At 44.3% G+C, this 21,716-nt stretch carries 10 protein-coding genes; 2 read left to right on the top strand and 8 right to left on the bottom strand.

Annotation, left to right across the window (positions count from 1 at the left end):
* Positions 1–12: 12 nt before the first annotated feature.
* Positions 13–1,560 carry an FAD-dependent oxidoreductase gene (locus KCTCHS21_RS13520; protein WP_130608908.1) on the bottom strand — a complete coding sequence of 516 codons (1,548 nt, stop codon included), beginning with the start codon at positions 1,558–1,560 and terminating at the stop codon, positions 13–15.
* 190 nt (positions 1,561–1,750) lie between these two features.
* On the opposite strand from KCTCHS21_RS13520, the gene KCTCHS21_RS13515 reads away from it, so the two are divergent.
* Positions 1,751–2,929 carry a helix-turn-helix domain-containing protein gene (locus KCTCHS21_RS13515; protein ID WP_157994037.1) on the top strand — a complete coding sequence of 393 codons (1,179 nt, stop codon included), beginning with the start codon at positions 1,751–1,753 and terminating at the stop codon, positions 2,927–2,929.
* A gap of 126 nt (positions 2,930–3,055) precedes the next feature.
* On the opposite strand, the gene KCTCHS21_RS13510 is transcribed toward KCTCHS21_RS13515, so the two are convergent.
* Positions 3,056–3,910, bottom strand: a complete 855-nt coding sequence (locus KCTCHS21_RS13510; protein WP_130608903.1) for a helix-turn-helix domain-containing protein — start codon at positions 3,908–3,910, stop codon at positions 3,056–3,058.
* A gap of 108 nt (positions 3,911–4,018) precedes the next feature.
* Here KCTCHS21_RS13510 and KCTCHS21_RS13505 point away from each other — a divergent pair, with 108 nt between their 5' ends.
* The gene (locus KCTCHS21_RS13505) at positions 4,019–5,173 is read left to right on the top strand and encodes an epoxide hydrolase family protein (protein WP_130608900.1); all 1,155 of its coding nucleotides are present in this window, start codon (positions 4,019–4,021) and stop codon (positions 5,171–5,173) included.
* A gap of 82 nt (positions 5,174–5,255) precedes the next feature.
* Here KCTCHS21_RS13505 and KCTCHS21_RS13500 read toward each other — a convergent pair whose 3' ends face one another.
* The 6 genes from KCTCHS21_RS13500 to KCTCHS21_RS13475 form a co-directional block, all read right to left on the bottom strand.
* The gene (locus KCTCHS21_RS13500) at positions 5,256–6,440 is read right to left on the bottom strand and encodes an acyltransferase family protein (protein ID WP_130608897.1); all 1,185 of its coding nucleotides are present in this window, start codon (positions 6,438–6,440) and stop codon (positions 5,256–5,258) included.
* 166 nt (positions 6,441–6,606) lie between these two features.
* Positions 6,607–7,296 (bottom strand): DUF4367 domain-containing protein, encoded by a 690-nt coding sequence (locus tag KCTCHS21_RS13495; RefSeq protein WP_130608894.1) that lies wholly within the window; start codon positions 7,294–7,296, stop codon positions 6,607–6,609.
* Positions 7,277–7,840 (bottom strand): RNA polymerase sigma factor, encoded by a 564-nt coding sequence (locus tag KCTCHS21_RS13490; RefSeq protein ID WP_232058185.1) that lies wholly within the window; start codon positions 7,838–7,840, stop codon positions 7,277–7,279. The genes KCTCHS21_RS13495 and KCTCHS21_RS13490 overlap by 20 nt, the downstream gene beginning before the upstream one ends.
* 472 nt (positions 7,841–8,312) lie before the next feature.
* Positions 8,313–11,981 carry an S-layer homology domain-containing protein gene (locus KCTCHS21_RS13485; protein WP_130608891.1) on the bottom strand — a complete coding sequence of 1,223 codons (3,669 nt, stop codon included), beginning with the start codon at positions 11,979–11,981 and terminating at the stop codon, positions 8,313–8,315.
* 454 nt (positions 11,982–12,435) lie between these two features.
* A complete protein-coding gene (locus KCTCHS21_RS13480) occupies positions 12,436–13,056 on the bottom strand; it encodes a hypothetical protein (protein WP_130608888.1) in 621 nt (206 codons plus the stop codon).
* Between the two features lie 220 nt (positions 13,057–13,276).
* Entirely contained in the window at positions 13,277–21,451 is an 8,175-nt protein-coding gene (locus KCTCHS21_RS13475) for an immunoglobulin-like domain-containing protein (RefSeq protein WP_130608884.1), read from the bottom strand.
* Positions 21,452–21,716 lie beyond the last annotated feature (265 nt).

Here is a 21,716-nt window from a genome sequence, read left to right as displayed (position 1 = left end):
CCTTTAAAAGTATCAATGTTGTGGCCGAAAGCTGAATTGATGAACCCCCTTGAGTATTAAACGATATTGCATAGTAGGGTCCTGCTCGGGATAGTCGTCACGGATATGCATGCCGCGGGATTCTTTGCGTTCTAATGCACTCGCATACATCATGCGTGCAGTTGCAACCATGGCAGCCGTTTCTCGCGCACGGACCACTTCTCTCACGTCCTCATGCGAAATAAGTCCATTGCCTGTATGATTCCAAAGCTCATCAAGCGTCCGTAATGAATTTGTAAGTCCGTCCCCAGTTCTGAACAGATTTTTACTAAAAGGCGTCACTTCATTTTGCACTAGACGAATGACTTCCTTCGTTCCGTCATGCCCCAGAAACTTGGCGGCACTATGTGCATTTCTGAGCTTGAATCCGGTTCGCACTCCCTTCCGGTGCGACAAGGCATAGCGGGCAGCTCCTTCGCCCGACAAACATCCCGAAGCAATAGCCCAAGAAGCATTGATTCTCCCGCCGCCTGTCGTTCCGCCAGAGACCAGTTCGCGTGTCGCGGCGTCTCCAGCTGCAAACAGCCCTTTAACAGAAGTCGCACATGACTGATCCGTTAAATTGATTCCTCCGGTTCCTCTCACCGTGGCTTCCAAACGCAATGCGATAGGAAACTTGTCCTTAAAGGGATTAATTCCTTGTCTATCGAAAGGTACGAAAAAGTTGGGCTGCGTCCTGCGCATCTCAGATTCTATCTGATCGGCGCCATTCTCAAGACGGGCGCGAACCGGTTCATTCATCATCACCCTGGCTAAAATTCTTTTATTAGGGTTCTCAATCTCGGAATCATCCGAGCGGTAGTATTTGGCCCAATTAAACAAGTAGTTCTTGGTAACGGAAGAAAAGCCAGCTGCCATCCCATACTCATTGGAATATTCCATCCCTGATAGTTCAGCGCCAACCTCAGCCGCCATTAGATTTCCATCGCCCGTGAGAACATTGCAGCCTAGCGCTCTGCTCAAAAATGCACAGCCACCTGTTGCAATAATGACCGCCCCTGCATGTACCGTCCATTCCTTTCCTGTCTGCGTGTTTACCCCCATCGCTCCAGTTACGGCTTCATTCTCGGTCAGAAGCTTTAGCGCAGGGCTACGATCGAGAATCTTTACGCCTATTTTGGAAATTGATTTGCGCATCAGGCGCATATATTCGGGACCTTGCAAGCTTCTGCGTATTGGTAAACCGTTCTGGTCTTTCGGGAAGGGGTAGCCCAACTCTACTAATTTTGCGGTTCCAGCATCATTATTATCATGAAGCTTTTCAATCCAGCTTCGATCCGCCAGACCGTCTCCCTTTTCTAAGCATGCGTTAATCTCTTGCTCTCTTCGAATGCTATCATTGAAAGTGCCCAATAGAGTAGTGCCTGCGGGAGCCGTTGCTCCACTGCTTCCGCAATAACCTTTATCTGCCAATATGACACGGGCGCCCATCGTAGCAGCTGTATAGGCAGCCCATGTCCCCGCAGGACCTCCCCCCAAAACAAGCACATCGGCATCCAACATGAATGCTTCATTCTTCATATGGTTCCGTCTCCTAATCGATTGACTAATTATTCCTATGGAATTACTATAATTAATACAGTAGCAAAGCCAGTTTGATTAATCAACACAATGAGACGTATTGCTATACGAGTGACATTCAATGAGCCGAACGTCCTTTTTTATTAAAAAAAGTAAAAATATTGAAATTGTAGTATCGGGAGGAACTTGCATGAATAGACATTTGAACTTACTTACTTTGCAAGAAGCTGTCGACTTCTTGCAAATAAGCCGCGCGACCATCAATAGATGGCGCAAAGACAAAGGACTTCCCTTCATAAAAATTGGGAAAGATGTCTTCATCGATCGCGATCAACTGTCTTTCTGGGTTCAAAATCACTCCATAACCTTGCATAGACAACAGCAAACAACGAATTTATCTCATACAGTAACTATCGGTTATCAAAAGTATAATGCTCATTTGTGGAGCTCCCTTATTATTAAGGAATTGAAGTGGTTAGAAGCAGAACTCGCCAATTCCGCAATCCCGACCAGCGTCAGCTGGTTTGAAGCGTCCAGTGGCCCAAAGCTTATTGAGGAATTGATTGGCGGCAACATTCAGATCGCATCCATAGGAGATTATCCTTTAACAAACCTGTATAAAATCAATTTATTTCTTCCAAACTTCAAAGCAAAATTACTCGCCTTTGATGGGAAAAGCAGGAATAATCAAGGCATTTCCCTTATGGTCGGAAACCATGCCTCCCATTATGATTTTTCTAAGCTTACTTCCCACTCCATCGCTGTGCTCAAACACTCCAGTCCTTGGTATCGCCTGTATAAGTCTTTAGGATCACAGATCGACCATTTGAAAATCATTGATCAAAATCTAAATGAGACGCTAATAGATATTGCGTATCGACAAATCGATGCGGGGGTCGTATGCGAGCCCTTCCCGACACTGATTAAATACAATCAGACAGGAAAAGCCCTTCCTATGGAGGGAGAGCATGAGGACTATCTTTCAGGAGTTGTTGCAGAAGAAAGCTGGACTAGAAGAAATGAAAACATTGTACATGCCTATTTGCGTGCACATCTGAAAGCCCATCAATTAATTCGGAATCAGCCTCTGTATGCAGGCAAATTAATTGCATCGGTTACAGATTTCCCCTTAGAAGTAGTCGTACGCGTACTGTCTACGATCCGTTGGGATGCCGCAATATATGAACGAGATATTCAAACCCTGCGGGAAATAGCAAATAATTACCATCCCATCCCGTTCCTAATGACGAATAATTCGGATCAGTTTATTAATGATAGCTTTCTAAAAAGTGCCGTCGAACAATTGAAATTACCACAAATGCGAAACTCATTGCTTGATGGGGAGTGGATTCGAACATCCATCTATTAAATTTCGGACGTTCTGCGCAGCACCCAACCTTGAGCTCCGCGGGGACTTTTCAAAAATAACGAACTCTTTTTTGGTGCTTTCATCACATCAACGTAATCCCTTGCCCCGTTTACAGATGTCTTAAAATTATTGATAGGTCGCGAACCTACGAGAGGTCGTCCGGTAAGATGTCGGAGACATACCTTTCTTGACTGTAAATTGCTTGATAAAGTAGGTATCATACTCAAATCCCGTTGCACCGGCAATATCATTAAGACTCATACCTGTATGCGTCAATAGCTCGCAAGCAATCTTAAAACGATGTGAGAGCAAGTAGCCGATCGCAGTATATCCGCATCTCTCCTGAAACAATTTATTAAGCGTCACACGGTTCACATGAGCGCGATTCGTCAAGTCCTCCAACGAAATCTTCTTGAAATAATTTGTATGAATATAGTCTAGCACTACATCAACAGGCGAGTGTGCGCTAACTCGATTTAAATCCTCTAACAAACCCAGTATCTGAATGAGATACTTTTTTATTCTGCACACCCAGAGCTCATCACTTTGCGCCAGTACTTCTGTACCCAGAACAAAAAACCACTCGAACAAAAGCGGATATGCTTTTTCGGTTATGCGAGGAATGGCGGTATTCTGATGCTCTCTTTGAAAAAGAGAACGACCTGTTTGTATGCTAGGAGTCGTTGGGAAGTAGTCCTGTGTTTCTGCAAGAGTTGTAGTATTAAGAAATTCAGGATGAAAGCTAAAGGATTGTGCTGCTAACTTATCCTTCTCATTGACTTGCAATTCGTCATCTTCAGCCAGACAAAAAACACCAGGAGCGCTAATAGATATAGGACGTTCGTTTAATGTCCCTTTAATACTTCCTGATTTAATAAAAATCAGCGAAAACCGACCAGAATAAGGAAGTGCACTACAATCCTCAACCGCGGAAAATTCAACATTTACGGTACGCTGCTTGTATCGATCTACTTGCGGCATAGTAGTCACCTATCAAATAGTATAGTTTATTGCTTCATTTATAACAGTGTACCATACCCTTTCAAAGGATATAATAATCGTGCAAACGACAAATATGGAGGATTTTATATGGTCGTAGAACGTTTTCACATTCATGCCTCCGATGAGCTCCTTGATGATCTCAAATATAAACTACAACATATCCGGTGGCCCACACAGTTAGAGAGCTCGGATTGGGATCGAGGAACAGAATTAAATTTTTTACAGTCGCTCGTTTCGTACTGGAGAGACCATTATGATTGGCGCGCACAAGAATCTAGGTTGAATAGCTTCGCCCAGTTCTCTTGCAGCATTGATGGAATAGATGTGCACTTCGTACATGAACGAGGCAAAGGACCTAACCCATTGCCCATCATCCTTACCCACGGATGGCCTGACAGTTACCTTCGTTACGAAAAGATTATTCCTCTTCTCACTGATCCAGTCAGCTACGGCGGTGATCCTGAGGACTCTTTTGACGTCATTGTCCCTTCATTGCCCGGATTTGGATTCTCTAGTCGTCCTACCCTTTCTGGCGTCAACAACTTTCGTGTCTCCGAGATATGGGCTAAACTCTTGACAACAGAATTAGGATACAAAAAATTCGCTGCTGCAGGTGGGGATGTTGGCTCAGGTGTCACAAGATATCTAGCGGCTAACCATCCCGAGCTTTTGGTTGGAATCCATCTAACGGATGTCGGTATTATTAGAGATCTTTTGAATTCAAATGATGCTGAAGTCAGTTCTGAAGAAGAGCGACAGTATAAAAGAAATGCTGCAAAATGGATCTCTCAAGAGGGCGGCTATATGTCCCTACAATCCACAAAGCCTCAGACACTAGCTTATGGACTTTCCGATTCGCCGGTAGGCCTCGCCAGTTGGATTATTGAGAAATTTCGTTCATGGAGTGATTGTAATGGTGATCTCAGTCGAAAATTTAGCGAGGATGAGTTACTGACTCATATTATGATCTATTGGGTTACCAACACCATCGGTTCTTCAGCAAATATATATTATGAAAACTCGCATTCTTTACCACCATTAGGCCGCATCGAAGTGCCTACAGGTATTGCTATATTTCCAGCAGATATCGTATTACCTCCCCGAGAATGGGTTGAACGCAACCTTAACGTTACGCGTTGGACTTTAATGCCTCGTGGCGGACATTTTACCGCTATGGAAGAACCAGAGCTGATAGTCGATGACATTCGTGCGTTCTTTAGACCGCTTAGAACATTTTCATAAAAATAATGCTATTTCCAAACAAAAGTAGGTAATTTGCACAAAAAAGCTCAGAGCTGTTAGTTTCAACTCTGAGCTTTTGGGGTTATGCAGTCATCTTTTTTTCAACTTTACGAGCTAGTTTTAAAGCACCTTGATCGATATATTTCATGTAATAATGCGACAAAATAAATAAGGGCACCATGGAAACCATAAACGTAATGGCATAGGCAAGATTATAGCTAAAATGATGAATCACTTTACTAAACAGAAACGCGGAGAACGTATTTAGGAAAGTGAAATGAATGAGGTAAATGGAAAATGAAATCTGCCCTAAATAAGCAAACGGTTTCCATCCAAACACATGCTGCAGCACTCTTAAACGAAGCAAAGCAAACAATATCATAGCAGAGCCTAAATTTCGTGCAAGCAATCGTGGATCAATGTTAAATTGAAACCATTCATTAATATTTTTTGTCCAGACTTCTATCGGTTCGTACATAGTCCCCATTAATGCAGTATAAGGCGCCGAACCTAAGTAAATCCCCATTAAAAGCACAAGTACTGCCGTTATTTTACTTTGAACCCATTTGTGCTTGAGCAAGTCGGCAAGCAGCATTCCCCACAAAAAAGCGACAAAATAGGTTTGAATAAACGCAATGGATAAGACTACATACACAATCCATCTTTTATTCACTCGTCCGAATAAAGCAATAAAACCGAAAATTAAAAAAGAACCTAATAGCTCATAGCCCATTGTCCAAAGGACTGGATTGTAAGGATGTGCGTTAAAGCGGAAAAACGGATCAAAAATAGCTGCCTTGATAACGGTATATACATTTGTATCTAAAGCGTAGTAGTCCTTTTTCATATCCGTCCAAGTTGTTCCCCATATTTCATGGAGATGAAAGGCATTCGTAATTATGGCTAGATACGCCAACAATACGGATACTGCTGCCGGCACAGCAAGACGAATGTACCTTCGTATGGCGCTGGAACGCAACAATTTTTGAAAGTTTTCACTATCAATCTCTTTTTCAAACATTTTGACACTTAGCACATAACCACTCAGCACAAAAAACAAGCAAACGGCAAATTGTCCATTATAAAATAAATTAATAGGAGAATGCCCGTACCAAATATCCCATTCAGAATGTGCTTGTTGCGGTCTTCCATTTAACGCAGCTGGATAAAATACTTGAATATAGTGCGCAATAACGACGGCTAATGCCGCAAGTCCCCTAATGCCATCCAAATAGAATAGCTTTTTTTCGGATGTCTCTCTATGCATTTTTCCCTCTTCTCTGATGACTTGAACTATTATAGCATGCGATGCTGCGCGATTAAACGCAAAACGAAAATTTCCAGCTTGAGCTGTCGTTTAATAAGTTAACGAAAAAACCCACCTCAACGGGTGGGCTGTATCATTCTATTAACGAAATTCACGCATCAACTTGTTAAGACTCGACCGATTCGGCGACCTTCATGGCCTCAATGCCAGAGATCGGGCCGGACACGCCATACTGAATTCCGTCAACTACCCAGAACAGCTCCGTGAACCCTTCTTGCTCGAAAATAAAGCCATCCGCTCCGCCCACTTTCGTCGATGTGAACAGGTCCGTCGGGAATGTCGCCGGCATGTGGCTCGCGCTGAACGTCACCGTCTTATCACCCGAGCCGTATGTGAAGTTCAAATCTCTGAGCGGTTGGTCCTTCATTCCTACGCCGACAACCTCAGCCAATTTGAAGCCTTCCGGGGCGACTTGAGGAACAAGCACACCGGTACCGAAAGCCGTTTGCGCTGCCTCTGCCGTTCCGAACGGTGTCGTGATCAATTGGGACAGCTCCGAACCTGTGGCTCCTCCGTTTCCGGGTAGCACGGTTCCCGTCGAATTATTCGTTGGCGCCGGAACCGCGGCGGGCTCTTTCAGCATCGGCAATCCCGTCACGATGACGACCGCCGCGACTACCGCAGCCGCTCCTGCAAGCCAGGCTTTCGGAAGAACGAATCGGCGGTTTTTCTGCTCCGCGGCTGCTTGCTTCCTAATTTTCTGTTTAACGCTATCGCTCATTTCCATTCCGGAAAACAACATATCATCCGACTCCTTTCGTAAATGTTGACTCAGTTTACTCTCCATGTCCTTCATTAATTGTCTCCTCCTTACGCATTTCCCGAGCCAACGCCTCGCGCGCTCGGTGCAACCTGTTTCTCACGGTACCCTCGGGCGACGAAGTCGCTTCCGCGATTTCCCGTGTGTTCAGGTCCAGATAGTAATATAGATACAAAGCCTCCTGATACGGCAGAGGTATACGCAGCAAATGCCGCAAAATCACACTTTTCTGCAATCTTCTAAGCACTTCTTCTTCCACGTTGATTGTCCGTCCCCGCTCCATCTGGCTGGGATCGGTCGGCTGTTCAGCAAACATCCGCACGCCCATCTTGTCTCTACAAACGTTGATGGCGATCGTCGTCAACCAGGTTTTGACCGCGCTATCTCCCCGAAACGAGTTCCAGTTACGATAAGCGCGCAGGAATACCTCCTGGCTAATATCCTCGGCAAGATGCCGATCTCCTGTATAAAAATAAGCGGTCTTCATGACCGTCGAGCCAAAGCTTTCCATCAGCTGCTCTAGAGCTTGAGAGGGATCTTTCGCGAAATTTTCCTTGTTATTCGAGCCGGCCGGCTTCACTGAATTATCACCTCCACCTTATTAGACGGCCTGAGTTCATTTTTCGCTGCATTGCACTTCGAGTCTAACTGACCATTAAAGTTTTCGCGAATTTGAGCTTAAATCCCCATACTTCTTCTAGCTTAAATTTCATACGATGAAGAGCCACATGAACAGTATGCCTGTTACATGCGGCTTTTCTACTTCATCTTCGGTCTAATAGATCCCCAATATTCGTTTATACAAACACTATGTTCACTATATGACCTAATCGATGCCATCGATGCGCTCTACCACCTTGGGGTATTACACTCTCCCTAAACTGAGCCCAAACAGATTTAATACACTTAATAATTACATATAATTTCCAAGTATAAACGAATTTCTGATTTAACATGATTGAATCAAGTTGTGAGCACCTATAAAAAGAAGCCACAAAAAACGGCAGATACTATTTTACCAGTACCTGCCGTTTTCAAGTAACTTTAAACTTCTATTCTATGTCTAGCGAATGGCCAAGACTTTCGTTCAATATCCGTAAAATCATAATTAACGACTCGGATCTCGTAGCATTCGCATTCGGTTTGAATGAACCATCCTTTGCACCCTTTATGATTCCCATATCGTGTAACGTATTGATCTCAGCTTCTGCCCAATTACCCGAAACATCCTTGAACTTATCATTTTTTACTAGCGTAATGTTCATTGCTTTGGATAGCATAGCCACTATTTCCGCTCTTGTGATGGTCTGATTCGGTTTGAATGTTCCATTCACGTAACCGTTGATAATACCACTAGCTTGTAACGTTGCAATTGCATCTGCCGCCCAATGACCCTTGGTGTCCTTAAAATTGGAATCACTTTCAGCTGTTAATCCAAGCGCTCTTACTAACATAGTCGCAAATTCTGCCCTAGTTATCGTAGCATTGCCATGGAACGAGCCTTCCTCATTTCCCTTAATGATCCCAAGCTTAGCTGCTAACTCGATCGCTTTAGCATTTGGAGCACTTGCAGATACATCCTTAAATGTTACTGCTGGTGCAGCATTTGCTTTTTCTACTAGCGCCTTGATTACATCGATATTAACCTTTTCGTTATAGAACGGTTTTGGTGCTGGTGCTGGTGTTGGTGCTGGTGTTGGTGTTGGTGTTGGTGTTGGTGCTGGTGCTGGTGTTCGTGCTGGTGTTGGTGTTGGTGTTGGTGTTGGTGTTGGTGTTGGTGTTGGTGTTGGTGTTGGTGTTGGTGTTGGTGTTGGTGTTGGTGTAACTGCTGCTGTCGCTGGGAATGTAATTATGACTACTCCTGAGTCAGCTGTGTTGGTTACCGTTGTTGCACCAGTGTACGTAAAGCTGTCTGCTGTAACACCTGTTAAGGTATAGCCAGCTTTGGCTATTAGCGTTACTTTTGCTTTGTATACGGTTGATGCTGCAAATTTTGCCGGTGCTGATGTTGTGCCATCGGACTCAAACCATGCAATTGTTCCTGTATATTGTGTGGTATCAATCGCTGTTGTGCTAGGTGCTGCCCTCTTTGCAGGGGCTTCTACCAAGCTATCCAATGCCAATGCTTGGACTACTGTCGCTGCTGTCGCTGAGAATGTAATTGTGACTATTCCTGAATCAGCTGTGTTCGCTACTGTTGTTGCTCCAGTATACGTAAAGCTGTCTGTTGTAACGCCTGTTAAGGTATAACCAGCTTTGGCTGTTAGCGTTACTTTTGCTTTGTATACGGTTGATGCTGCAAATTTTGCCGGTGCTGATGTTGTGCCATTGGACTCAAACCATGCGATTGTTCCTGTGTATTGGGGTTCATCTATCGCTGTTGTGCTAGTTGCTGCGCCATTTACTGGAGCTACTACCAAGCTATCCAATGCCAATGCATTGACTACTGTTGCTGCTGCTGTCGCTGGGAATGTAATTGTGACTTCTCCAGAGTCAACTGTGTTGGCTACTGTCGTTGCACCAGTATACGTAAAGCTGTCTGCTGTAACACCTGTTAAGGTATAGCCAGCTTTGGCTATTAGCGTTACTTTTGCTTTGTATACGGTTGATGTTGCAAATTTTGCCGGTGCTGATGTTGTGCCGTCGGATTCAAACCATGTAATTGTTCCCGTGTATTGAGTTTCATCAATCGCTGTTGTGCTAGTTGCTGCATTCTTTGCAGGGGCTACAACCATGCTATCCAATGCCAATGCATTGACTACTGTTGCTGCTGTCGCTGGGAATGTAATTGTAACTTCTCCAAGATCAGCTGTGTTGGTTACCGTTGTTGCTCCAGTATACGTAAAGCTATCTGCTGTAACGCCTGTTAAGGTATAACCAGCTTTAGCTGTTAACGTTACTTTTGCTTTGTATACGGTTGATGCTGCAAATTTTGCTGGTGCTGATGTTGTACCGTCGGATTCAAACCATGCGATTGTTCCTGTGTATTGGGTTTCATTAATCGCTGTTGTGCTAGGTACTGCACCGTTGACAGGGACCACTACCAAGCTATCTAATACCAATGCATGGACTACTGTTGCTGCTGCTGTCGCTGGGAATGTAATTGTGACTACTCCTGAGTCAGCTATGTTCGCTACTGTTGTTGCTCCAGTATACGTAAAGCTGTCTGTTGTAACGCCTGTTAAGGTATAGTCAGCTTTAGCTATTAGCGTTACTTTTGCTTTGTATACGGTTGATGCTGCAAAGTTTGCCGGTGCTGGTGTTATGCCGTCGGATTCAAACCATGCGATTGTTCCTGTGTATTGGGGTTCATTAATCGCTGTTATGCTAGGTACTGCACTCTTTGCAGGGGCTTCTACCAATCTATCCAATGCTAATGCATTGATAGGCGATGGCAATAACAATACCGTCTGGTCGATTACGGAATCTTCATAACCGGTTGCTTTTACCGTAATCGTATGATTGCCTCTTGCCAGCACATTGGCATTTATCGTGATCAGCCCATCTCCGACGATGTAATCCGCATTTAAAACCAACAGGGTATTTCCGTCCTTCACCGCCGTGATAGCTCCTGACCATGCCAAATTACTCGCGAACGTAATATCAATGTTATTCACAGTATAGTTATTTGTCGTGTCCGCTGTTAAAACAGGCGGGGTAATCCCTCTGATATTCGTTTGATTGGCTGTCAATGTTTTTACGTTTGGAGCAATACGGACGAAGATCGTATCGCCCACATTCACAGCAATTTCGACAGAAGTACCCGTGATCGGTGTATAATTGTTACCGTCAAGCGAATACTCCATACCATTTGCAACGTCGATCAATTTGGTTGTTCCAACTGTGGTTCCTTTTGACAAAGTAATGCTGCTCCATAATTGAGGGTATTGTCCCGGAAGCATATACCAAGTTCCAGTAAAATCCCAACCTATAAATGTTGCTTTGGTTTTCATCTCTTCCGTTGTTTTGCCTAACCCGCCACCTCCAAGACCTCCACCCATTTGTCCTGTTGATTGGTTGTCAAAGTAGCTGCTGTTTACATGGGAGCCAGGGTAGTTATAATAAAGCAAGCCGGCTGCAGTAGTTCCACGCACGCTTCCTGTGGCGTAGCTGTTGTTGATTGATGCATTCATATTAACACCACACAAGCCGCCTATATTATAAACACCAGTCACACTTACTGAGGCGTAGCTGTTACTGATTGTTCCTCCTTCATTAAAACCAACCAAGCCGCCTACATAATTATAACTACTCACACTTCCTGTCGCGACATAGCTGTTACTGATATTTCCAGTATTGTGACCAACCAAGCCACCTGCATTCTGACCATCGGTATTGTTACCTACTACAGCAATACCTTCAAGTCTAATATTAGTAATCAAACTAGACGAATCAGTATAACCGAATAGCCCTAAATCGTTAACACCATTAATCGTTAGCCCCGTGATTTTAAAACCATTGCCGTCCATTTTTCCTGCAAATTTCGAATCAGAATTACCTATTGGCACCCAGTTTGTGTAGGTACTTAAATCAATATCTGCTGTCAGCTTGAAATAATCACTTCTTCCTAAATATTCCCTGACCTTATTAAGCTCAGCTGCGGTTGCAATCTGATAAGGATTACTTGATGAACCATCTCCTCGAGCGAAAGTTACTGGATCAGCAAACGCTTTGCCACCTCCAATAAACAACCCATTCAATCCACCTAGTACTATCAACATCACTAAGATTATTGAAATTCCTTTTTTACATACAATACGCACTCTACTTCCTCCTTCAAATTTTCATATTCATAACAAAGACAAGCATAACAAACTTCAATGACAGCAAAATGACAAACTTCGACGGCATAACAGCGAAAGAGCCAAAAGACATGATTTTTCATGCTATCACTAAATCTACAAATAATATATCCCCCATTTGGGGGGAGCGGAGTGAAATACTAAAAGATACCTTATATACTAGTATCTTTAATTTTCAGCATATTGCAGCACATGCACTCTATTATTCGGATGTTGTTTTTAGCTGTAAATTTAGATGCCGTTCTCTTACGTGAGGCAGATTTTAAAGACCCCTGCCAAATTGACAAGGGCCTCCATTTATTATCAACTATTATTATTCCGTGGACACAGATTCAGATTATGCTCATTTGGCGAAGCTGTTGGTTAGTATATTCTAATTGGCTCCATCAGTAAAAGTCAGTGTGACTGCTTGAACTAAGTCCATTTCTTCAAATTTTGAAGGTGAAAAGAAATCTTCCATAGCATAGGTTTTCATTCTCGTACCACTGTCATAAATCATAATAGCAACAGGTATTTCTTTATTGATTTCAATCCTTTGAAAATCTGTTAGAAAACCTTGTGAAGATGATACGATTTCATAATTAACATCCAATTTATCGGTTTTATATGAAGCCCTTCCCTTGGTATTGATGTTGAAATCTATTGCATAGTTGTCTTTAAGCATCATTGTAAACGTACCTTCTAATCTATTATTTGCGGTGGCTTCTTTCCCTAGTGACACCTGTCCGCCTCCCATAACCTTCCAAGTGTTGTTATCATTCAAAACATAAACATTTACTTTAAGGCTTTTTGCTGTTTTAGGTGCTTTGAAAGATATGATTTTTGCATCCTTTTCAAGTCCTAACGACTTCAGAAGATATGTATCGCTTTCCGACAGCTCGTAGGGCGCAACACCTTCCTTACTGAGTAATTTCGGTGTACCTGTGTTGTTTGAACAAGCAGAAAACACTATTGTCATAACAATAACTAAAAATATTGTAAAAAACCTTTTCATTCTTATTTCCCCCATCATTTCTTTTCACATCACTATAACACATAAAACTAATATATTTGAGTAATATTCCCAAATATCAACTATTTTTCAAATTGCGTGCCATATGGCTTACGAAAAGCAAATAAAAAGGATGCCAGCCTTGGCTAATCGCCGCTGACATCCTCACTGATTAAAATTCTACGACCCGCTGGCTACAATCTGCTGCCCGATAGAGTCCTTCTTATTTCTCTTCCAGCTCGAGAACACGGAGCAGAATTGTCATTACTTCCGCTCTGGTTGCCACTGCATTGAAGTCGAACTTACCGCCTTCCTTGCCCTGCATAATCCCTTTTGCAGATAATGCGCCAATTGCACCCTTTGCCCACGCTGGCAGTTTAGCATGGTCAGTAAAGATTGCTGCTTTGTCCTTTTGATCTTCCAGCTTCAAAGCACGTGCAATCATTACCGCAAGCTCAGCGCGCGTCAAACTGCCATTTGGACGCAGCGTCCCATCCGTATAGCCGCTTAAAATTCCCGCTCCTACTGCCTTCTCAAGTGCTTCTTTTGCCCATGAGGCAACGTCAGCTTCATCCTTAAAGTCATGCTGCTTTTCATCACCTTGTACAGTCAATGCGCGGGTTAACATCACTGCAAATTCCGCACGGGTTACCGCCGCATTTGGCTTGAAGGTGTGATCCTTATAACCAACAACAAAACCTTTTGCAACTGCCTTAAGAATTGCAGCTTCTGCCCAGTGGCCAGCAATATCCTTCAATTCAATCTGGTTCTCTTGATTTCCACCAGCGTTGCCTCCGTTATTTCCGCCAGTGTTACCACCGGTGCTTCCTCCGATGTAACCGCCGATGTAACCACCGCTGCTAGGCGTTGTATCAACTACTGTAATGCTCAGCACCTGCGGCTGGCCTGCACTAAACTCAAACGTTAGCTTCGCAGTACCTTTTTGTAATTTCGACAAGTAGGCCTTCGTAATCGTTATCTGATCGCCATTCACAACATAGTCTGTTCCAGCCTGCAGCAGTACACTCCCGTTCTTTATGGCTGTCAGTGCATTCCCTTTAAGCTCCAGCTTTATCGTAGCTGCTTGCTGCTTGTTAGGGTTCAAATCGAATTCAGCAGCAGTTGGGCTAATTACGCTATCCTGTTCGATAGGCTTGATTTGGTTAAGAAGATCCGTCTTAACTTCGCCGTCTGCCATAATAATGACAAAGTTGCGAGCTATAGCGATATCGGCAGCTGATCCAGACTCCAGAGCCTTTGAAACGGCAGCCCTTGCCGATGCTTCAAGTATTTCATTGTATTTGCCCGGGCTTAACAGATATAGATCTGTGAATAAACTTGAATTCTTTAATTGCCCACTTTCAACTTCAAAAGTGGATCTACTGCCATCAGATTCACGCGAGCCGTCAGATTCATTAAGCATGATCGCTATTCCGATTCTTCCGTTCGCGAGCTCCGATGCAGGATTATTAAGAACAGTATTAAACGGAATTTTTAAGCTGTAAATCGTCGATTTAGTATCTTCATCCCTCGTAATCTTTGCCACTATATCAGTAATAGGAGCAGTCGGTGCATTGGCGCCTGTAGGACGAGTCCAAGCCCATTTTATAACTTCCTTGTCATTGGTGAGCGCGAATCCCAATTCGTTCCGAGTAGTACTATTGGTTACAGGATTGCGTAAATCAATGCCAAATTGCAAGCTGTCTTCTTTCCATATATTAACTCCAGTTTGGCTATTGAAGTGCACGTCGTCTGTAACGACAATGTACGCATATAAATTGCTGTCGTCCCATGCGAAATGCGATGCTACGCTGAGGTCTTGCGGACCATCCCACGTTCCCGAAGTTACATAATCTTTTGTGTCCATTACAAATGACGGAGTTGCGGCACTCTTTGCCGGATTTTCCGCATTGGCAGAGCTTACCTTTTCAGCGTATGCCGTGTCAAATTTTGCTGTATATGTGTATGCTTTTCCGTCTTCGAGATGAATCTCGAATGTGGTCAGCCCTGCTATATAATACGGTAAATCTACTGTTACCGATTCGCCTGCCGCAAGCGCGTTAAATTTGATGGGAGTGAGATTTTTAGCATAAGCCGCCGGGGAAACAATTTTTAATGTCCCGGGTGCAGAGACTCTTCCTCCGACATTATACTTAACTTTGAATTGTTGTTTATCTCCATTTTTGGTTAGGTTAAATACAAACGGTTCCGCCAATAAATCCGATCCGAATATTCCGTAAGGATTGCCCACTGGCGTGCTGTTTCTCAAACCGGATGCGTAATAATTGTTGCTAAGCTCTATCGATGTGCCGCCCTCGCGCAGGAGTGCATACACATTATTATTCTGACCGTTCTTTGACGGCTGGAAGTAAGAGGAGTATACATACGCCTTTCCGCCGTGGACGTCTATACCCGGATTGTTGCCGGGCAGCTGAGTAAAGTTTGCTTGCTGGAAACGAACGTTACCGTTAAATACTATCGCTCCTGCTATGCTCGGGCTTCCCCAGAACGCGCTGTTGTACAGGACAAGTTCTGCGTCGGGGTGGATTTTTGTGGTATTAGCTACATCGCCCATTTTGACATACGCTCTGTTCGGCTCCGTCGCGATGTTCGTATTAACCAATTCCGAGTTGATAGCGATTATTTTGGTGTTTTCGTTCGCGTCTTCCACATACAAAGAGTACGCGCATCCGTCCGAGCCGTGACCTATCATCGTCATTTTTCCAGGATATGCGAATTTGCCGTTCCCCAAATCTCTTTTCAAGAAGTGTATGCCGTATACAGAACCGAAAACGAAATTATTAAAAATCGTCTGGTCTTCCACATCGGAGAATTTGAGCGCACTGCTGTATCTTTGTACGAATCCGTACAGATCACCAGTTGGTGCCGTATATCCTTGACCTCCCGGAAGTCTCAAAGCGTAATGCGGATTGAATTGCATATTTCTGATAAACCCGCCTTCTGCGCCTCCTCCGACCCAAATGCCTGCTCTCAAGAGCGTGCCGCCTAAATAATCTACATAGTGGCCGTCGGTACGATATGAAGCAAGGTCTATGCCTTTATCCCCAATCGGGATAGTTAAGTTGATTACATATACGCCTGCACCCTGTCCCTGTACCAAAAACGGAGTTTTTAGAGTTTGGTTAGGGTTGTCGAGATTGACGCTGGTTATATTCGCTTGCGTAATGGTAAGTCCTCTGAGACCTGCGTTTGCCTTAAGCTGGATAAGGGAATTCCCATTTTCTCCCTGAGCACCACCGGTGTAAGCTGTAAATATTGCCGTGCCGCCGCCTTGTGTATGGTGCTGTACGTCCCATGTTCCTCTGAGCTCAACACCCTCGGGAACGATGACAGGACTATTCAGTCTATATCTTCCACCCGGTAAATATATAGTGCCGCCGCCGTGTTTAGCTTTAATATAGTCAAGAGCTTCCTGCAATTTTGCAGATATATCCACGGTCGGTGCGTTGCTTGTTAACGAGCGCGGGAAATCAAGTCTAAGTACAGCGCTTGATGTTGGTCTCGGGTGCACGTTAATATTTGTTTTTACGTCTTTCGGAATAGGTTCAAATAGATATTCAACGTCATTAACTATCTGTACTGTGGTGTTATTACCGCCACCCTTAACGTCAAGTTTAAGGTTACTGATGTGAGCGGCAAGGTTAGCACTCTCGATGTTAAGGTTATAACCAGAATTTACCGATTTAAACGTTCCGAAGTTTGCTCCAAGATTTACATGTTTGCCTTCCTGTTTGAAGTTACTCTGACTGACTAATGCGTTTCCTCGGCCAAGGAAGTTCAACGCGAAATTGTCATATTTGTCGAACGTACAATCCTCAAATGATATAACTCCGCCTCTGGCATTGCTTTCAATCGGACCTTTGAAGTCAACTCCGTTGAATTGAACAGAGGTGTTGAAGCGTTCGTTGAAATATACTGCAGTGTCGCCTCCGAATTCCGAACTCGAGAAAAGCAGACCGAAACCGTTAACGTTGTCAATATATATACCCGTTTGACTGTCTTCTATTTTCAATCCGTAGAACTGCGCGTTTGGAGCTTCGTCACCACCAGGTTCTCTTCCGATCCACATACCCGTCTTATACCCAGACACGTATAAACCTGATACATACTCCCAGTCGGAACGATGCATCATAAATCCGGTAGCGCTCGCTCTTGTGTACGCTCTCACTTTCGAAAGAGTCGGTGCACGGTCAAGTCCTGAATTCGCCCAGTATTTCGGGTCAATGTTGACGTCCTCGATACGTCCGATGTCTGTACATGTATGAACCACGATGCCCTTGTAGAGAGCTGTCATTTTACTGTTCACAACATAATGCATTTCGCTCGGCAGGGAGATGAAACCTCCCCAAGCGTTGACCAGAGTAACGCTATCAAGCGTCGCGCTGTTTCCGGTTCTCTGATAGAACGTCCATGGATACGGAATTCCTTTTATCGTCTCAAATTCCCCTGTCTTCTGACCATCTGCGTTCCTCTTTTCAACTACGGTTTCTGCATTAATATCCTGCTTCGGATACCATACTGAAAGGTTAGTTACACCTGTGCCTTGTTCCATGTCTATGAATCGATCTGACACGTTAGCTACTTTTTTGCCGCCTGTCTGATTTTCACGTTCGTCAGAGTCAACATAAGTGTCATAATTGGCGGTATTATGTCCGGCGTATACTGCGAGAATGGTTCCGTCAATTTTACCGTCGTAATTATCCGCATCCGGGTTATCCCATTCGCCACGAAGCTGGACTCCTGCCCGCAAATTTAATACTTGTTTATACTCGTAGGTTGTACTGCCGGTCTTGCTTTTAACGCTTATTGTGCCGGTAGTTTCCGTATAGAACGCATAGGTTCCCGCCGGAATATATACTACGCCTCCGCCGTCATTATAAGCCGCGTCAATCGCCGCTTGGAATGCCTCTCTGTTATCGAAATTAACTAAGCCTTCCGCTTCTGCCCTCGCTACTGTTTTCGCACCGAAAGCGAGTACGTTAAAGTCAGATATCGCCCAATCCTTCGCGTCGTTTACCTGAGCGATTGCCGTTCTCATATGTTTTGCGAAATCATATCTATCCGGGACTGTCAATTCAAAGGATTTAGTCTTGGTTACAGGAGCGGCTACCGGACCTCTTTTTACTGTCGCCGTAAGCGTTACATTACCACCGCTATCCGGACGATTTGTCGGTATCAGGCCTGCAGCGGTAATGAGGGTAGTGGCGGATGTCGTCCATGTAATATCCGTCATATTGTCACCCATTGATGGAAGAACTAGGTTCGTCGTCACATTCCCCATGCCGGAAGCATTCACGCCTTTGATGGAATCCCATGTCAGTTTGTTCAACATATTATTTACCGCATCCTCGTCTGTTCCGGCACCTGTTCCGCGAACGACTATATTAAATGTTTTATCAACCGGTGTTGCCGTACCTTTGCTTACTGTCGCCTTGAGGGTTACGGCTTTATTCGCTTCTTGACGAGTTACTGCGCCGGTGTCGCTGTTTATTACTGTGTTATTGGTAGATGTCCACACAATGTTCGTTCTCGTCGAACCCACCTTAGCAAGAGTCAAACCTGTTTCCACCAGATCTTGTCTGGTATTCGTACCCTTGATCGCGTCCCAAGTCAGCGCTTCCGAAGCGAGTTGTACCGCTTCTGCATCCGTTGGTGGAATTTCGGTTATTTGTATGCTCTGAATAATTGCTCCGGCTGTAGCGAAACGGAAATGCGCTCCTTGATTTTGCAAGCCTATAGCGAAATTAGCTCCGTTTAGCACTACTTTTGAAGTTACCCAAGAGTTGCCGCTTCCTGTCGCTGGAATGTTCGCTTGTCTATACGCTTCAAACCCGGAGAAGCTGCCGGGATATATGGTGTTATAGTGTAACGAAATACCGGCGGATGCGCTCGGTCTCCAGTATTTGACCTCTAATTCGACCTTGTTTACTTGCTCAAGTCGAGTGTCGTTTACAATTACGTACATAAAGTCGCCAACCTTCACAGCGCCTACATCGCTTTGAGTTACGCGTGCTACTGGGCTACTGTCACCGTTCAGGCTGATGCCTATGCCGTTGCCTTGAAGTCTTTGATTGTCGCCGGATGAAGCAAATGTGTTAGGATCGTTGAAGTCAATGAACACTTTAGCAAGCTCGTTAGCTCCACTAGCTACTGTCAAATTAAAAGTTTTAGTAGCAGGTGTTGCATTACCTTTGGTTATTGTTGCCTTAAGGGTTACGGCTTTCCCCACGTCAGGGTCGCGAGTTACACTGCCAGTTGCGGTATTTATGATACCTGCCGGTTCAGCCGACCATACGATAGCAGTATCATTCGCACCGGTTGTCGGAAGAGTCAACCCCGCTCTTACTTCGGATTGAATAGCATTCGAATTCCTGATCGTGTCCCATGTTAGATTAGCTGCTGCGTCCGCAATCGCTTGATTGTCGTCAAGATGCTCCACTTTAACTCTTGTATGCGTTCCTGCAAAAGGATATTGCGTATTTTGAGCCGTGCGTGCGAATGTATAATAGGTGTTGCCTGTTGGTTTTGTAAATGCTGCAGCATACACGCCTGTATTGAGAGTACCTGTCGTCCAATCGCCGTCTGCAGGAGCGCTACCGGTCGTGTTGATCGCGAACTGCACAGCCTGACCATTTGTCGGCGCTGCTGACGATAATGTAACGTTAGCGGTTGTTTCAACAGCTGCGGGAATAGGTTTCGGCGAATTCACGGAATTCTGGAAACGCGGGTTCTTGATATAAATGTCACCTTGGGGCACAGCAGACCATTGCATTTGCAATCTCATTTCCTGTACCGTATCCAGATTAACGGGATTGAAACCATTCGGAGAATTTGCTGTTGATAATTGTACATAAACAGTATTCCATTCATTAACCTTTCCATTTTTGATTTCGCTAGCATTCAGGTTAAGACGCGAATTAGTGTCAAGATTGTTACCGCCAGCCGCTATGGCGATCCAGTTATTACCACTTACATTCAAAAGGTCCGGATGCGTAACATACATATCAAAAACAAAATATTGATTTGCGTACGCTAATAAATCCTGATTGCCGCTGTTGGCATTCCAAATTCTTTCAATGCCGGCGCCTATTTTTCCAGCCCCCAGCTTAACCGCGTTATTGCCATCCGGTGCAGCAGTGTTGATCGTTCCCTCTTCTATATTAGGGAAATATGCCGCAGCACGAGCATTGACCGCCGCTGGCAAGGCTTTCACTGTCACAGTAAAAGTTTGCGTAGCACTTGCATTACCCTTCGTTATTGTCGCCGTGAGTACTATGGTTTTGTCTTGTTCTCTATTCAATAAACGATTTACGCTGCCCGTGTTGCTTACTGCCACATTGTCCGAAGACCATGCTACAATAGTTGTTCCTATTGTTGTCGGAAGACTAAGCTGTGATTTTACATCGTTATTCGAAGTATTACTGCCTTTAATAGCATCCCATGTTAGAGACGCTGCCGCCTCATTTACCAATGTTTGCTCGTCAATAGACGTTACTGTAATTCTTGTAGATGCACCGATGAAGTTATAATTGCTATCTGCTTTCGCGCGCGCAAATATATAGTAGGTGTCTTTTGAAGGTAATGTGGCAAATTGATGAGTATAAACATTATCGTTTTTACTTCCATCCACCCAACCGGCTTCGGGAGCGACTCCATCTTCGCTAATTGCGAATTCCACAGCTTGCCCGCTAGCCGGTGCGTTCGCAGATACTGTTTTTGTTGCTACATCAAGTACAGGAGCCGTTGACGGTGAAACTGGAACGCTTAACGTACTTTTCTGGAAACGTGGGTTTTTTATGAAAACGTCGGTCCTAGGGACACTAGCATCCCATTGCAGATGCATGGCCAGTCTGGTTACTTTGTCTAGCCAGGCGTCATTGAAATTCCCGGCTACCGTACTTGACGAAGATAGCTTCGTATAGACCGTCGCCCATGTGCCCACCGCTGCATTTGTGGCCCCGCTTATATTAAGCTGTAGACGAGAATCATTGTTAAACTTGTCCCCAGCAGGATTACTGTCGCTTACTATGACGAGCCAGTTATTTCCTAGCATATTTTTAAAGCTCGCATTGGGAATATACATCTCGAAAACAAAGTAACCGTCTTTATATGCGGATACATCCTTTAGAGGAGCCACGCTCGGCGTGAAGAGATTATCCCAAGGACCCCCGTTCTTTGAGGTTCCGGTATTTAGGCTCCACGCTTTCTGTCCATCCGGCGCAACGGTTTCTGTTGCCGTATTACCATCTGCGCCTGCATTTACAGTTAAAAGAGATACGTCATCTCCCCACGCCGCGCTGACTGTCATAGGCGGAGAAAACAAAGTAAATAGCATCGAAGTCACAAGTAAAAGTGCTAATAACCGTCTTTTTATCATTATTAAATTTCCTCCAAATCTAATATTTTTAGGTTTTGAAGATATACACTACCTCTTTAAAACCTTCTTCACTTCAATACCAAGCCTCCAGTAGCGTCTTGTGTTAGTTATCTTTATTTTCTGAATTTTCTGTCATTTTGTGTAGGATTTAGGCGAACCTCTGAGAAGGAAGAAGAAAAAGAGATTTCAAACCAAGTACAGTCCCACTTTTATGCTCGCAGCCGCATCACCTCTTCTATTTCATATGTCCAATCTTTTAAAAGCG

This window comes from Cohnella abietis (assembly GCF_004295585.1).
Classification (GTDB): domain Bacteria; phylum Bacillota; class Bacilli; order Paenibacillales; family Paenibacillaceae; genus Cohnella; species Cohnella abietis.
The sequence above is the reverse complement of the archived record's forward strand: the minus strand, read 5'-3'. Positions and strand labels throughout refer to the sequence as shown.

What these genes read in the sequence shown, in the direction of transcription:
- KCTCHS21_RS13505 (WP_130608900.1), top strand. Translation starts at nt 4,019, where the DNA reads ATGGTCGTAGAACGTTTTCACATTCATGCCTCCGATGAGCTCCTTGAT.
- KCTCHS21_RS13515 (WP_157994037.1), top strand. Translation starts at nt 1,751, where the DNA reads ATGAATAGACATTTGAACTTACTTACTTTGCAAGAAGCTGTCGACTTC.
- KCTCHS21_RS13480 (WP_130608888.1), bottom strand. Translation starts at nt 13,056, where the DNA reads ATGAAAAGGTTTTTTACAATATTTTTAGTTATTGTTATGACAATAGTG.
- KCTCHS21_RS13495 (WP_130608894.1), bottom strand. Translation starts at nt 7,296, where the DNA reads ATGAAGGACATGGAGAGTAAACTGAGTCAACATTTACGAAAGGAGTCG.
- KCTCHS21_RS13475 (WP_130608884.1), bottom strand. Translation starts at nt 21,451, where the DNA reads ATGATAAAAAGACGGTTATTAGCACTTTTACTTGTGACTTCGATGCTA.
- KCTCHS21_RS13485 (WP_130608891.1), bottom strand. Translation starts at nt 11,981, where the DNA reads ATGTTGATAGTACTAGGTGGATTGAATGGGTTGTTTATTGGAGGTGGC.
- KCTCHS21_RS13500 (WP_130608897.1), bottom strand. Translation starts at nt 6,440, where the DNA reads ATGCATAGAGAGACATCCGAAAAAAAGCTATTCTATTTGGATGGCATT.
- KCTCHS21_RS13520 (WP_130608908.1), bottom strand. Translation starts at nt 1,560, where the DNA reads ATGAAGAATGAAGCATTCATGTTGGATGCCGATGTGCTTGTTTTGGGG.
- KCTCHS21_RS13510 (WP_130608903.1), bottom strand. Translation starts at nt 3,910, where the DNA reads ATGCCGCAAGTAGATCGATACAAGCAGCGTACCGTAAATGTTGAATTT.